Origin of the sequence: Bacteroides pyogenes (assembly GCF_014196225.1) — a bacterium.
Classification (GTDB): Bacteria; Bacteroidota; Bacteroidia; order Bacteroidales; family Bacteroidaceae; genus Bacteroides; species Bacteroides pyogenes_A.
In genome coordinates this window covers 1-14216 of record NZ_JACIDI010000007.1, presented here as the reverse complement: position 1 = coordinate 14216, position 14216 = coordinate 1, and the positions used below count along the sequence as shown (strand labels likewise).

The 14216-nt window shown below is 47.0% G+C and carries 12 protein-coding genes and 2 pseudogenes; 12 read left to right on the top strand and 2 right to left on the bottom strand.

What is annotated here, in order from left to right; all coding sequences use genetic code 11:
- Positions 1-28 precede the first annotated feature (28 nt).
- From GGR07_RS06305 to GGR07_RS06295, 3 genes are all read left to right on the top strand, one after another.
- Positions 29-1036, top strand: a complete 1008-nt coding sequence (locus tag GGR07_RS06305) for an NAD-dependent epimerase/dehydratase family protein (RefSeq protein ID WP_034543610.1) — start codon at positions 29-31, stop codon at positions 1034-1036.
- A complete protein-coding gene (locus tag GGR07_RS06300; protein WP_021644614.1) occupies positions 1027-1998 on the top strand; it encodes a phosphatase PAP2 family protein in 972 nt (323 codons plus the stop codon). Before GGR07_RS06305 ends, GGR07_RS06300 begins: the two co-directional genes overlap by 10 nt.
- Positions 1999-2280: 282 nt before the next feature.
- Entirely contained in the window at positions 2281-2802 is a 522-nt protein-coding gene (locus GGR07_RS06295) for an isoprenylcysteine carboxyl methyltransferase family protein (protein ID WP_034543584.1), read from the top strand.
- Positions 2803-3110: 308 nt separating this feature from the next.
- Here GGR07_RS06295 and dusB read toward each other — a convergent pair whose 3' ends face one another.
- Entirely contained in the window at positions 3111-4094 is a 984-nt protein-coding gene (gene dusB / locus GGR07_RS06290; RefSeq protein WP_021644610.1) for a tRNA dihydrouridine synthase DusB, read from the bottom strand.
- A gap of 195 nt (positions 4095-4289) precedes the next feature.
- Here dusB and GGR07_RS06285 point away from each other — a divergent pair, with 195 nt between their 5' ends.
- The 4 genes and pseudogenes from GGR07_RS06285 to GGR07_RS06270 all read left to right on the top strand — a co-directional run.
- On the top strand, positions 4290-5585 hold the full coding sequence (locus GGR07_RS06285; protein ID WP_034543582.1) for a peptidase U32 family protein: 1296 nt from the start codon (positions 4290-4292) through the stop codon (positions 5583-5585).
- A gap of 15 nt (positions 5586-5600) precedes the next feature.
- Positions 5601-6002, top strand: a complete 402-nt coding sequence (locus GGR07_RS06280) for an acyl-CoA thioesterase (protein WP_034543581.1) — start codon at positions 5601-5603, stop codon at positions 6000-6002.
- Positions 5999-7117 (top strand): DNA-processing protein DprA, encoded by a 1119-nt coding sequence (gene dprA, locus GGR07_RS06275; protein ID WP_034543580.1) that lies wholly within the window; start codon positions 5999-6001, stop codon positions 7115-7117. The genes GGR07_RS06280 and dprA overlap by 4 nt, the downstream gene beginning before the upstream one ends.
- A 1010-nt stretch (positions 7118-8127) precedes the next feature.
- Positions 8128-8628, top strand: a pseudogene (locus tag GGR07_RS06270) (plasmid pRiA4b ORF-3 family protein); the annotation flags it as partial.
- Between the two features lie 126 nt (positions 8629-8754).
- On the opposite strand, the gene GGR07_RS06265 reads toward GGR07_RS06270, so the two are convergent.
- Entirely contained in the window at positions 8755-9405 is a 651-nt protein-coding gene (locus GGR07_RS06265; protein WP_051990643.1) for a DUF4377 domain-containing protein, read from the bottom strand.
- Positions 9406-9906: 501 nt separating this feature from the next.
- Here GGR07_RS06265 and GGR07_RS06260 point away from each other — a divergent pair.
- The 5 genes and pseudogenes from GGR07_RS06260 to GGR07_RS14215 all read left to right on the top strand — a co-directional run.
- Positions 9907-10158 (top strand): helix-turn-helix transcriptional regulator, encoded by a 252-nt coding sequence (locus GGR07_RS06260; protein ID WP_034543606.1) that lies wholly within the window; start codon positions 9907-9909, stop codon positions 10156-10158.
- Positions 10118-11689 carry an RNA-binding domain-containing protein gene (locus GGR07_RS06255; RefSeq protein ID WP_122056454.1) on the top strand — a complete coding sequence of 524 codons (1572 nt, stop codon included), beginning with the start codon at positions 10118-10120 and terminating at the stop codon, positions 11687-11689. Before GGR07_RS06260 ends, GGR07_RS06255 begins: the two co-directional genes overlap by 41 nt.
- A gap of 115 nt (positions 11690-11804) precedes the next feature.
- The gene (locus GGR07_RS06250; protein ID WP_034543578.1) at positions 11805-12434 is read left to right on the top strand and encodes a GIY-YIG nuclease family protein; all 630 of its coding nucleotides are present in this window, start codon (positions 11805-11807) and stop codon (positions 12432-12434) included.
- 116 nt (positions 12435-12550) lie between these two features.
- Positions 12551-13615 carry a DUF1848 domain-containing protein gene (locus GGR07_RS06245; RefSeq protein ID WP_034543577.1) on the top strand — a complete coding sequence of 355 codons (1065 nt, stop codon included), beginning with the start codon at positions 12551-12553 and terminating at the stop codon, positions 13613-13615.
- Between the two features lie 123 nt (positions 13616-13738).
- Positions 13739-14216: pseudogene (locus GGR07_RS14215) on the top strand (helix-turn-helix domain-containing protein); the annotation flags it as partial.

Genomic DNA, 14216 nt, shown 5'->3' with positions numbered 1-14216 from the left:
AGTAAGCGATAAAAAAACAGACGTAAATATGAGAAGTATTTTAGTGACGGGAGCGAGCGGTTTTATTGGGAGCTTCATTGTAGAGGAGGCGTTGAGGCGAGGGTTCACCACATGGGCGGGAGTACGGTCTACGAGCAGCAGGAGATACCTGAAAGACTCCGCGCTGAACTTCATGGAACTCGATTTTGCCCGTCCCGATAAGCTCAAGGCTTGCTTGGCGGCGCATAAAGCCGCGAACGGAGCGTTCGACTATGTGGTGCACTGCGCAGGGGTGACCAAATGCCCCGACGAGCAAATGTTCGATGAGGTGAACTACCGGCAGACCTGCCTGTTTGCAGATACCCTGCGCGAGCTCGACATGGTTCCGCGTCAGTTTATCCATATCAGTACGCTCAGCGTGTTCGGCCCCATACGCGAAGCCGATTACTCGCCCATCCGTGAGACCGACACGCCGATGCCCGACACCGCATACGGGCGCAGCAAGCTCCGGGCAGAGGAATATATCCGCAGCATTCCCGGATTTCCTTATGTCATTTATCGCCCTACCGGCGTGTATGGCCCGCGCGAATCCGACTATTACCTGATGGCGAAGTCTATCCGCAGCCATGTCGACTTTTCCGTAGGTTTCCGCCGGCAAGACCTGACCTTTGTGTATGTGAAAGACATGGTGCAGGCCATCTTCCTCGGCATAGAGAAAGGCGTGTCGCGCAGGGCTTATTTCCTTACCGACGGGAAGGTGTATCGAAGCCGCGCTTTTTCCGATCTGATACGGAAAGAACTGGACAATCCGTTTGTTATTCGGGTGAAATGTCCGTTGATTGTATTAAAAATAGTATCTTTGCTCGCTCAATTCATCGCAGCGCGCTCGGGAAAGAGCAGCACCCTGAATTCGGACAAGTATAAGATAATGAAACAACGCAACTGGCAATGCGATATCTCTCCCACCATCAATGAGTTGGGCTATCGTCCCGAGTACGATTTGGAGAGAGGCGTTCGCGAAACCATTGCCTGGTATAAAAAAGAAGGATGGCTTTAGTATTGGACCTGTTTAAGCGTGTGGAATCCCGTAAAGGGTTGTTTGCCGTAGAGAAAGCGACACTCATCTACACCTTGTTGACCTCTGTCTTGATTCTGTTCCTGTTTCAGCGGATGGATCATCCCTGGCATATGCTGCTCGACAGGGCGATGATTGCCGCCATGACATTCCTGCTGATGTATCTTTACCGGTTGGCACCGTGTAAATTCTCGGCTTTTATCCGCATAGCCATTCAGATGAGCCTGCTTTCGTACTGGTATCCGGATACGTTCGAGTTCAATCGCTTCTTCCCGAATCTCGATCATCTGTTTGCTTCCGTCGAACAGTTCATCTTCAACGGCCAGCCCGCTATCTGGTTCTGCCACACGTTTCCGCATCTGGTGGTGAGTGAGGCCTTCAATATGGGATACTTCTTCTATTACCCCATGATACTGGTGGTGGCGCTCTACTACTTCCTTTTCCGTTTCGAGTGGTTCGAAAAGATGTCTTTCGTGCTCGTCACCTCGTTTTTCATTTACTACCTTATTTATATATTCGTGCCTGTGGCGGGCCCGCAGTTCTACTTCCCCGCCATCGGTTTCGACAATGTGGCGAACGGCGTGTTTCCTTCCATCGGCGATTATTTCAACCACCATCAGGAATTGCTTCCCGGTCCGGGCTATCAGCACGGTTTTTTCTACAATCTGGTAGAAAGTTCGCAGCAAGTGGGCGAACGTCCCACCGCCGCTTTCCCCAGTTCGCATGTAGGCATCTCCACCATCCTCATGATTATGTCGTGGCGTGCCAGCCGGAAACTGTTCTTCTGTCTGGTTCCCTTCTACATGCTGCTGTGCGGCGCTACGGTGTACATTCAGGCGCACTATGTGATCGACACCGTGGTAGGTTTCTTCACCGCCTTCCTTTTCTACGTGGTGGTGACGTGGATGTACAAACGCTGGTTTGCCACGCCGATGTTTAAGTGAGAAATCAAGCCACAACAACTTTCACAACGGATGGCAAGTCCTTGTTGTTTTACCGCTGCTGTTTGTTACGATCGTGGCGCAGTCTATTCCGAGACCTTGTTGTGTTACCGATTTGCATCCTATACATTATTTGTTCCGTTTCCCGGTTTTTGAGTATCTGCTTGGGAATTCTTTTATTTTTTATATTTTTGCGGGCTGAAAACTTTTTGTAAGCTATTCTGCTGTTCGATTGCAAAGAGTAGCAGCTGTATAATCGGATTATAATCAATAAACAACTGTCACATGACGTACATAATCATTACTTTTACATTGTTCTTTGTGCTTCGCCTGGTTTCTTTATCTTACTCCATCCGGAACGAGAAAAGAATCGTACAGGCAGGAGCGGTTCAGTATGGAAAAACCAATTCGCTTTGCCTTACTCTGGCTCACATCGCTTATTATTTTTCGGCATTATATGAGGCGTATGCGACGGGAGTGAGCTTCAACCAAACTTCATGGATAGGAGTTGCGGTGATGGCGTTCGCCTACCTTATGCTGTTTTATGTCGTTGCAAAATTGCATGATGTGTGGACCGTGAAGCTTTACATCCTTCCCGATCATCGCATCGAGAAGAGTTTCTTGTTTCGTGTGGTGAAGCATCCCAACTATTATCTGAATATTGTCCCCGAACTGATCGGGGTGGCTCTGCTCTGTAATGCGTGGTATACGCTGGCTGCGGGGTTGCCCGTGTACTGCATATTTCTCGCCATCCGCATCCGGCAGGAAGAGAACGCCATGAAAGGGCTTTGGGGCGATAGTTTGTGATAATCTCCGTTTATCGTAGGTGCGGATAGCGACGAAAGGCTGTTATTGGCTCTCTTTATCCAATGCGCTGACTCTTCTTACTGAATTCGCCCGTTTCCTCTTATCGAATATACCGCCTCTTTTAGGCGGCAAAATCTTGGAATCTTACTGTCGAGTATGCAGCTTCCGGTTACGTGCAGAAGCAAAAGGAGGCAAATCCATTATAAGGGAGTAATGCCGTTGCAATGGATAAAGAGACTGCCCGAAAAGCCGGTCTCTCAGTTTTTAATTTGCAGTCTGTCCATCTTTAAAGAAAGATCATCCTCACCTCACTCCAACCCGAGCTGCTCTATCCCATCAAATATACGGAACAGCTCTTCTTGGGTCTCTGCCCGCAGCATGGCGATCCGGGTGTCGCGGAAGTTCGGTATGCCTTTGAATAGCGGACTGGCAGCCAAATGACGGCGAACGTGCAGAATGCCCCGGCGTTCGTCGAGGAGATTCACGCTGTCTGTCACCTCCTGACGCAGCACATCCATGCGCCATTTGAAACTGAGCGGGGGAAGCTCCTCTCCCGTGCTGAGATAATGTTTGATTTCTTTGAATATCCACGGGCGTCCGAAGCTGGCACGACCGATCATCACGGCATCTACGCCATAACGGTCGAAGCATTCCTTGCAGCGTTGCGGAGTGGTGACGTCGCCATTGCCGATGATGGGGATGTGCATGCGCGGATTGTTCTTCACCTCGCCTATCAGCGTCCAGTCCGCCTCGCCGGTGTACATCTGCGCCCGCGTGCGTCCGTGAATGGTAAGGGCGGCAATGCCGCAATCCTGTAGCCGTTCGGCCAGATCGACGATGATTTTATTGTCGGCATCCCATCCCAAACGGGTTTTCACCGTCACCGGAATCTGTACGGCATCCACTACCGAGCGTGTGATATCGAGCATTTGCGGAATGTTCTGCAGCATGCCTGCACCCGCGCCTTTTCCGGCTACCCGCTTCACCGGGCATCCGAAGTTGATGTCGAGAATATCGGGCTTGGCCTGTTCCACTATCCGGGCGGCCTCCACCATGGTTGCGGTGTCTTTTCCGTATATCTGTATGGCTACGGGGCGTTCCTCGTCGCTGATGTTGAGCTTCTGCTCTGTCTTGCTCACGGAACGTATCAGTGCGTCGCTCGACACGAATTCGGTGTACACCATGTCGGCTCCGAACTTTTTGCACATCAGCCGGAATGCCGGATCGGTCACATCTTCCATCGGGGCGAGCAGCAGCGGCCGTTCGCCCAAATCTATATGGTTTATCTTCATATAAGCCTTTGTTTATTAGCGTCTTTGTCTGTTGCCTTGTCTCTGGCTTTAGGTCGCAATGCTCTTGCTTACGGGAGATTGCAGATTCTTTTGCCTTTTTGCAAACTCTTCTTTCAGATTTATTTTCCGCAAAAATACGGATAAATTCGTACCTTTGTATCATTATTTATGCTTAAATGATTGCTGACACAGAGAATGAATATAAAAGATTTTGAAATAATGGCTCCGGTAGGTTCGCGCGAATCGCTTGCGGCAGCCATTCAGGCAGGCGCCGATTCGATCTATTTCGGTATCGAAAATCTGAACATGAGAGCCAGATCGGCCAACACGTTTACAATCGACGACTTACGGGAAATAGCGCAGACATGCGACGCGCACGGGATGAAAAGTTATCTCACCGTGAATACCATTATTTACGACAAAGACATTCCGCTGATGCGTACCATTGTCGACGCGGCAAAAGAGGCGGGTATCTCCGCTGTGATCGCTGCCGATGTGTCGGTGATGAACTATGCCCGCCGTATCGGGCAGGAGGTGCACTTGTCTACTCAGTTGAACATATCGAACACGGAAGCGCTGAGGTTTTACGCTCAGTTTGCCGATGTCGTGGTGCTGGCTCGCGAGCTGAATCTGGAGCAGGTGGCGGAAATCTACCGTGTCATCAGAGAAGAGAACATCTGCGGTCCCGGCGGCGAACAGATCCGTATCGAGATGTTCTGTCACGGAGCGCTTTGCATGGCAGTTTCGGGCAAATGCTACCTGTCGCTTCACGAGATGAACCATTCGGCCAACCGCGGCGCATGCATGCAGGTATGCCGGCGGGGCTATACCGTTCGCGACAAGGAGACGGATGTAGAGCTGGATGTGGACAACGAATACATCATGTCGCCCAAAGACCTGAAGACTATCCACTTCATGAACAAGATGATGGACGCGGGCGTACGCGTGTTCAAGATCGAAGGACGCGCGCGCGGTCCCGAATATGTGCGCACGGTGGTGGAATGCTACAAAGAGGCGATCAAAGCCAATCTGGAAGGCACGTTTACCGATGAGAAGATAGCCGCTTGGGATGAACGGCTGAAGACGGTATTCAACCGCGGATTCTGGAACGGCTATTACCTGGGACAGCGGCTGGGCGAATGGAGCCGCAATTACGGCTCGGAGGCTACGGAGCGTAAGATATACGTGGGACGGGGAATCAAATACTTCTCGAACATCGGCGTGGCGGAGTTTCTGGTGGAAGCGGCCGAGCTGAACGTGGGCGATAAGCTGTTGATTACCGGACCTACCACCGGAGCCATGTTTGCTACCCTTGATGAGGCCCGCGTGGAGCTGAAGCCGGTGCAGACAGTAAAGAAAGGCCAACATTTCTCGATGAAGCTCGACAAGATACGTCCGAGCGACAAACTCTACAAACTGGTTTCTACCGCTGAGCTGAAAAGATTTAAAGGAATTGCCCCGGAAAGCGACAAGGAGGCAGCGAAACAATAATTTTATAAAGAAAGAATGGAATACATCTACGAACTGACATTGAAGGTGCGCGACTATGAGTGCGACCTGCAAGGCATTGTGAATAACGCAAACTATCAACATTATCTGGAACACGCGCGTCACGAATTCCTGCTCTCTGTGGGAATCGACTTTGCCGAACTCCACCGGCAAGGCGTAGACCCTGTGGTGGCTCGCATCAATATGGCGTTTAAGACTCCGTTGAAGAGCGGAGACGAATGCGTGTGCAAGCTCTATCTGCAGAAAGAAGGCATCAAGTATGTGTTCTATCAGGATATTTTCCGCAAAAGCGATAATAAGGTAGTGGTGAAGGGCATCGTGGAAACTGTTTGCGTGGTGAACAGGCGCCTGAATACCAGCGACTTGTTTGACAGCTACTTCGCTCCTTACCTGAAATGAACCCGGAAGAAGAACAACTCTATGGCATTGCTCTGACAATGATTCCCGGAGTGGGGCATATCGGAGCGAAAAGATTGATGGACGGAATGCACAGCGCCGCTGATGTGTTCCGTCTTCGTAAGGAGATACCCGGGCGTATGCCGGAGGTCAGCGAGAGGATCGTGCAAGCGCTGGACTGTCCCGAAGCGATTGCCCGTGCCGAGCGCGAGATGGAGTTCATCGTCCGGAACCGGATTCGCTGTCTGACGCTGAACGACGAAGACTATCCTTCGCGTTTGCGCGAGTGCGAGGATGCCCCGGTCGTTCTTTTTTATAAAGGAGAAGCCGATTTGAACGCCCTCCGCGTCATCAATCTCGTGGGAACACGGCATGCCGGAGATTACGGGAAGGGGCTTTGCGATGCTTTTCTGGGCGACCTGAAAGCCTTGTGTCCCGATGTGCTGGTCGTCAGCGGACTGGCCTACGGAATCGACATCCATGCCCATCGTGCCGCATTGGCGAATGAACTGCCTACGGTGGGCGTCCTCGCTCACGGGTTAGACCGCATCTATCCGCATGTGCACCGTAAAACCGCCGTCGACATGCTGCAACATGGCGGCTTGCTGACGGAGTTCCTTTCCGGCACGAACCCCGACCGCCACAACTTCGTCAGCCGCAACCGCATCGTTGCCGGCATGTGCGATGCCACCATCGTAGTAGAGTCGGCAGAGAAAGGCGGTTCACTTATAACTGCCGAGCTTGCCGAAAGCTACCACCGCGATTGCTTTGCTTTCCCCGGCCGGGTAGGCGATGAGTACTCCAAGGGATGCAACCGGCTGATTCGCGATAACAAGGCCTCGCTGCTGCTTTCGGCAGAAGACTTCGTGTCGGCGATGGGGTGGGGCGTGCCCGTCCGTCAAGATAAAGCGGAGAATGTTCAGCGTGCCTTGTTCCCCGAACTCACCGAAGAAGAGCAGGCGGTTGTCCGTATCCTGCAAAGGCAAGGAGCGCTTCAAATCAACACGTTGGTGGTGGAAGCCGATATCCCCGTACACAAAATGAGCGCTTTGCTGTTCGAGCTGGAGATGAAGGGAATTATCCGTGTATTGGCCGGAGGAATGTACCAACTGCTATAACTATTATCTCATAGAAAAGCTGCGCCGTATGCTTCTCCGGCGGGTATGCTTTGCCGCTGCGGTGGGTATATATATCCGCCGCGGTAGGCATATATGGCTACCGTGGTGTGTATATATGATTACCGTGGTGTGTATATATGGTTACCGTGGTGTGTATATATGATTACCGTGGTGTGCATATATGGCTACCGTGGTGTGTATATATGGCTACCGTAGTGTGTATATATGGATACCGTGGTGTGTATATATGGTTACCATGGTGTGTATATATGGCTACCATGGTGTGTATATATGACTACGACTGCGTGTATATATGGTTCTCGCGGTGAAAATATATCATGGATAGCAGCGCAGGGGTGCATGGCAGGATATTTAGCGGAAAAGCGGAGGTAACCGTACATCTGCCCAAAGCATGAGTCGTAACGGCCTGCAGTTTAAATGCGAGGCAAGTAGGAGCTATAAACTCCATATCCGTACTGGATAGCGATACCCCGGCAGTTTAAACGCGGCGCAGGTAGGAGTAATATAACAGTACATCTCTTTAACGATGGATTGGGAGAAGGAGAAGTCACAAGAGGGAGTAGCGTAATAACCGTATATCTGTTTAAACTGAAGTCCTTGAAACCTGCGTTCGCCTTAGGCTCTTGGAGTAATGTAACCGTACATCTGTTTTAAACAACGGCGGGAAGTCTCGAAAACTTGACTTTGCACAGGGAGTAAGCGCCGGAAGCCCACACCCTGTCTACCAAGATATCTCGAAAACTTGGCTTTGTAGAGGGAGTAATGCAACCGTACATCTGTTTAAATCGTGAACTACAGCAGAGAAAACCATCAGCCTTGAGCTTCTTTACAGAAAATTGCAATGGTCTCACGGTTAAAAAAAAGGAGAGAAATTGCACAGTTCTTTCAGAAAAACAGTATATTGCGGGACAAAATACGATGCCATGATATATCAGTTTAAAATTCAGATCAAAGGCATAACCAAACCTCCCGTATAGAGAAAAGTTGCCGTTCCGGGAAACTTCACTTTCCTGAAGTTTCATGAGGTCATACAAGCGGCTTTCGGCTGGGAAGACTATCATCTGTTCCATTTTGTGGATAAAGAATACGGTCATCGTCTTTGCATATCCATGCCCGAAGAAGAAGGCTTCGACTTCTTCAACGAGCCTCAGGATGCCTCTAAAGTAAAGCTGTCCGACATCTTTTCGGACAACCTTCGCAAACTGCTGTATGTCTACGACTTCGGCGACGACTGGGTGCATGAAATCACATTGGAGGTTGTTTCCGAAGATAAGCAGAAGAAAGCCGTTTGCCTTTCAGGGAAAGGCGCCTGTCCGCCGGAAGACTGTGGAGGCGTGTACGGATACGAAAACATGAAAGCGATTTTCCGTGAATCGTCGGGCGAACAAGTTGAAAGTTACCGGGAATGGCTCGGGCTGGAAGAGGGCGAGAACTGGGACCCCACCAACTTCGATATAGACGAGGTGAATGATTACCTGAAGGAGCTGTGATTGCTTCAGTTAAAAGGCATCATCCATAAATTTGTGTCTTCTGACACTTGCTGTCGGAATTGTTATTATTGCTATCCGGTAAAATAGCTACCTTTACCCATAGTTATAGCAGCGTAAAGGAAAGTTTTACCGGACAGCATTAATTTTTGAGATGACATTCAATAATACATATTGCGTGGTTTGCCATTGAGGCTTCCCGTTAGGGGCAGGTGCTAAACTAATCTTTTCTACGGATAACTCATAATTATAACCTTTCACATACTCGAACCCGTCAATTTTATTAAAGGGCACAACACTCCATTCTTCGTCTGTATCTTCTTTAATTTTCATTCCCGGAGCCGGCATATCCTGAGTCAACTCTCCCCCTTTGTACTCTCCGGTTTCTGAAGAAATAAGCAGACGGATGGTTTTTCGGTTTCCCTTTTTCTGTTTAGACAGGACCTCGATAAGTTTATATTTGTAAATACTTGCATCTGCAGGCGGGTTTGCTAACGTAGTTCTTGCAAGTCGGAGCCGGTATTCATTTCCACGTTCGTACTTGAAATTTTCAATTCCTCCGAAATTGAGGTAATCATAGTCGCTACTGCCATTGTATTTTACCAACATGCCCTCAATGGGATATGCAGTAAACAAGGCACGGGTCACAGCAGTCATTGCTGAAACCTCAGCTCTAACTTCATCTACCTTGTCAGCGATACCTTCATCACTTAAACAACCGACTAACACGAAACTGCTTGAAAGCAATGCCAGCAATGCTGTTTTAATCTTAGTAACCATAACGGATTGCTTTTAATTAAGTACTAACAATATACTGTGTAAAGCTACAAAATTTTTCGTATTTAACGAAAAAAGCACCTGCAAAAGATTTGTAAGTGCTTAACTTTCAGCGTAGGTCAGCCCGGACTTGAAACGTCGGCCTCCAGATTATGAGAACGATAAAATGATAGTCTGTGACAGTTCATTTTATTAATTTTGATTGTATATCAAGTAGTTGCAAAATTTGCTATCTCTATGAAACTCACTAAATACCCCTAACTGAAATCGTTTGTTTACGCATTGTTTACGCAGAATTGAGAGAAGGAATGAAGGGAAGTAGATATTGTTATTGCCTCATTTGAATGGGAGATATAGAATCCCATCCTTTTCACATATTCTGCTATAAACAAGAAATGTGATTGATGTTATTGCCAATTATTTGTAAAAAGATGCTCTTTTTTGGCGTATTTCTTCGTGATTCTCATGGTTTATTTGTACTTTTACATCGAAAAGGAGTCTTTTATGGAAAGAGAAATGATTAACAGGCTGAAGATTGTGCTTGCCGAAGAACAAAAAAGTAGTAAATGGCTGGCAGAACAATTAGGAAAAGACAGGGCTACAGTTTCCAAATGGGTGACGAATACCATGCAGCCAGACGCAAGAAATCTTCTACGTATAGCAGAGGCTTTGAATATTGATGCAGGCAGACTGCTTAACCAAAAACATTTGAACAATGAAGGAAGTAGATATTATCCAACAGATAAAACTTGGTGAGGTCAGTAAGGTGCAGTTCAAAGAGCGGATCCTTGATAACTATGATATTGGTTGCGAACTGGTGGCGTTCAGCAATGCACGTGGTGGTACACTGGTTGTTGGCGTGAAGGACAAAACTGGTAGCGTCAATCCTTTATCGTATCAGGAAGTACAGGAAACCACTAATACACTTGGCAATATCGCATCAGAAAATGTTGTTCCTGCCATCCTTGTTGATGTGGAAACAATTTCTGTGGATGGCGGAAGCCTTGTTGTGGCTCATATTAAGGAAGGACTGAATAAGCCCTACCATGACAATCGAGGAGTTGTGTGGGTGAAGAACGGTGCAGACAAACGTAAAGTGTTCGACAATGCAGAACTTGCCGAGATGATGACTGACTGTGGCAGTTTTTCGCCTGATGAAGCAGGAGTAAGAGATGCCACCATCAAAGATTTAGACGAGAGTACCATCAAAATCTTCCTAGGCAATAAGTTCGAAAAGGTACTAACAAGAAAAGGCTTGGTGGGAGATGCATTCCGCGAAGCCTCTTTAGATACTGTCTGTTTCGCTATCGCCAGTGGGCACAATGGAGAGAAACTATTGCGTAACCTACGTTTCATCCGTCCCGATGGAAAAATCACGGTGGCTGCCATGTTATTGTTTGGCAAATACACTCAGCGTTGGCTTCCAGTAATGACGGCAAAATGTATTTGCTTTGTGGGTAACAATCTTGGTGGTACACAGTTTCGTGATAAAGTGAATGATGCCGACATTGAGGGCAATCTGCTTCATCAGTTTGAGACTATTATGGATTTCTTCACCCGAAACTTGCGTCATATACAGGTTGGGGATGAGTTTAACTCGAAGGGAGTATTGGAGATACCATATACCAGTCTTGTTGAATTTACCGTAAATGCTTTGGTACATCGCTCACTTAATGCGAAAGCTCCTATACGCATCTTTATCTTTGACGACAGGGTTGAGATACACAGCCCTGGAACTCTCCCTAATGGACTTACTGTAGATGATATTGTTGTGGGAACTTCCATGCCACGCAATATGTTCCTTTTTACAAATGCCATTCATTTGCTTCCCTACACAGGAGCAGGTAGTGGTATGCTTCGTGCATTGTCGGAGGACGTGAAAGTCTCGTTCACTAACAACGACAGGACTAATGAGTTCGTGATCACTATAAATAGGCCGGAAAGTAATCAATTCAATGCTGACTCTGACACCAAACTTAGATACTCTGACACTGACTCTGACACTTCTAACGCCAACTCTGACACCAAACTTAGGTACTCTAACACTGGCTTAGATACCAACTCTGACACTAGACGTCCTAAAATAACGAACAAGCAGAGGGATATAGTAAACTTCTGCAGTGTGCCACGTAGCAGCAAAGAAATTCTTAAAAGGGCAGGTGTGACATATCATAGCAAGAATATTCAGACATACATCATGGCTCTTGTTGAGGCTGGTTATCTTGAGATGACCAATCCTGAGCATCCCAATGCAAGCAATCAAAAATATAGGCGAAGTAAAAAATGAACTCACATATATTCACCAACAAGAACGGCAACACACTGATGCGCGAATTTGAAAGAGTTCTTGATTTCATTACAAACAAAGACAAACTGTACAATATCTCTAAAAACACAACGATATGGAATACGGAATAGTTTATCTTCTGACAAACCCTGTGATGCCAGGACTTGTAAAAATAGGCATGACCACACAGGAAGACATTGATAAACGGATGAAGGAACTTTATACCACAGGAGTTCCTGTTCCGTTTGAGTGTAAGTTTGCGTGCAAGGTCAAGAAAAGTGATTGTCTCAAAATTGAGAAAGCCCTTCATAAAGCTTTTGATCCTCAGCGCATCAACCAGAACCGTGAGTTCTTCCGTATCAACGTGGAGCAGGCACAAGCCATCCTCGAACTTTTCCATCATGAAGATGTGACGGAAGAAGTGACGGATGAGATACAAAATGACCTCACTGATGAGGACAAAGCTGCCAGCACAAAAGCACAAGCCAAACGTCCACCACTCAACTTCTATGAGATGGGGTTGCAGAAAGGCGATATTCTCATATGGAAAGATGCCCCATCAATTTCTGTTACCATTCTTTCAGAGCGTAAAGTGTGTTATGAAGGAGAAGAAACTTCTATTAGTGCGCTTTCTGCTAAGCTAAAAGGCTATAAGGTCAAGCATATACAGCCCACACCGCACTGGTTTTTCAACGACCGTCCTCTAAGTGAAATCTATGACGAAACGTATCCATTTGAAGAGTGAAGACATATATAGGCTGCCTCTAAGCTTGCTCATGAGTGTGGCAAGGATATGCCAAGAGCAGGAGAAAAGCAAAACAAAAAAAGATAAACGAAACATTCAAAAGATTCTAATGTATTATGGCAACCTGGCAACATACAGACATCATCGTTGATGGGTTGCCTGTGAAAGCACAGGCTCCCCTCATCGTTTCTGCAAGTAGGAGTACCGACATTCCGGCATTCTATGCTGATTGGTTATTCCATCGTTTACAGAAGGGGTATTCCGCATGGACGAATCCGTTCAATGGCGTAAAGTCGTATGTTTCATATGAGAAAACTCGCTTCATTGTGTTTTGGTCAAAGAATCCACGACCATTGTTGCCATATTTGCATATTCTTAAAGAGCGTAGCATTAAATGCTATGTTCAATATACCCTGAATGACTATGAACAGGAGAAGTTAGAAAAAGTGCCTTCTCTTGTTAAACGCATAGAAACATTCAAGTTGCTTGTTGAACAACTTGGCAAGGGTGCTGTTATCTGGCGGTTTGACCCCATGATGCTGACAGATGACATATCTGTGGATGATTTGCTTTGGAAAGTTCAGAATATTGGTGACCAACTGAAAGATTACACAGAGAAGTTGGTATTCAGCTATGCTGACATTGCCATGTATAGGAAGGTAAAACATAATCTTGAAGTCAGTGGCATATCATACCATGAGTGGGATACAGAGCAAATGGAAGAGTTTGCCGACAAACTGTCTATTATGAATCGTGAGCGTGGCTGGAACTTCCAACTCGCGACTTGTGGTGAAAAAATAGACATCTCAAAATATGGCATTCAGCATAATCGCTGCATAGATGGAGACCTCATCACTCGTTTGGCTTGGGACGACGAGGAACTGATGGACTTCATGAAAGTAAAGATAGAGAAAGTTCCTGCACCAACGCTGTTTGGCGACCCCCAATTGCCCAAAGGAGCAATACTCCTGCCTCATAACCATTACTTCATCAGTAAGCACAAGAAAGACCAAGGCCAGCGGCAATTCTGTGAGTGCATGGCCTCTAAGGACATTGGTGAGTACAACACCTGTCCACATCTTTGCGAATACTGTTATGCTAACACCACCAAACAATTGGCATTGCAAAATTGGAAGCAACACCTGGAGAATAAATTTGCAGAAACAATAACAGGAAGATAATTATGCCATATGCAGAAGACATAAAACAATGTAATAATATTGATGACATTATTTTGTAAAGTATCAATAGATACGCTACACTTTTTCTTTTCGTAGGCAAATCTTAATCCGTATCTTCGTTGCATGAAAGAAGATATACGGAAAATACGGATGCGCCAAAAATGGCTTGAGCTATACGCCGAAACGGGTTCTGTGACAAAAACTGCCCTTCGGTGCGGGATTGCCCGTTCCACGTTATACCGTTGGATAAATCGCGAGAAAGAACAAGGCAAGTCGGAATTGTCCGATAAGTCTAAACGTCCATCAAGACTTGCCAACATGAAGATAACACCTGAAATTGAAACCATTATCCTTAATCTGCGTGAGACGAGAAGATAGGGAGCGCAACGGATTGCCAACTATCTGCTTAGGAAGAGAATAAAACTCTCAGCTATGACGGTGTGGCGTGTGCTGAAAAAGCATCAGGTCAAAGCTGTTGTGAAACGGCGTAAAAAGTCAGACTATATCCGATATAGTAAAGAAATTCCCGGGGAAAGGGTTCAGCTGGATGTAATGAAAGTACGAAACGGAGCATACCAGTTCACGGCCATAGATGATTGTA

Coding starts and splice junctions, on each gene's coding strand:
- GGR07_RS06305 (WP_034543610.1), top strand. CDS start 29: ATGAGAAGTATTTTAGTGACGGGAGCGAGCGGTTTTATTGGGAGCTTC.
- GGR07_RS06300 (WP_021644614.1), top strand. CDS start 1,027: ATGGCTTTAGTATTGGACCTGTTTAAGCGTGTGGAATCCCGTAAAGGG.
- GGR07_RS06295 (WP_034543584.1), top strand. CDS start 2,281: ATGACGTACATAATCATTACTTTTACATTGTTCTTTGTGCTTCGCCTG.
- dusB (WP_021644610.1), bottom strand. CDS start 4,094: ATGAAGATAAACCATATAGATTTGGGCGAACGGCCGCTGCTGCTCGCC.
- GGR07_RS06285 (WP_034543582.1), top strand. CDS start 4,290: ATGAATATAAAAGATTTTGAAATAATGGCTCCGGTAGGTTCGCGCGAA.
- GGR07_RS06280 (WP_034543581.1), top strand. CDS start 5,601: ATGGAATACATCTACGAACTGACATTGAAGGTGCGCGACTATGAGTGC.
- dprA (WP_034543580.1), top strand. CDS start 5,999: ATGAACCCGGAAGAAGAACAACTCTATGGCATTGCTCTGACAATGATT.
- GGR07_RS06265 (WP_051990643.1), bottom strand. CDS start 9,405: ATGGTTACTAAGATTAAAACAGCATTGCTGGCATTGCTTTCAAGCAGT.
- GGR07_RS06260 (WP_034543606.1), top strand. CDS start 9,907: ATGGAAAGAGAAATGATTAACAGGCTGAAGATTGTGCTTGCCGAAGAA.
- GGR07_RS06255 (WP_122056454.1), top strand. CDS start 10,118: ATGAAGGAAGTAGATATTATCCAACAGATAAAACTTGGTGAGGTCAGT.
- GGR07_RS06250 (WP_034543578.1), top strand. CDS start 11,805: ATGGAATACGGAATAGTTTATCTTCTGACAAACCCTGTGATGCCAGGA.
- GGR07_RS06245 (WP_034543577.1), top strand. CDS start 12,551: ATGGCAACCTGGCAACATACAGACATCATCGTTGATGGGTTGCCTGTG.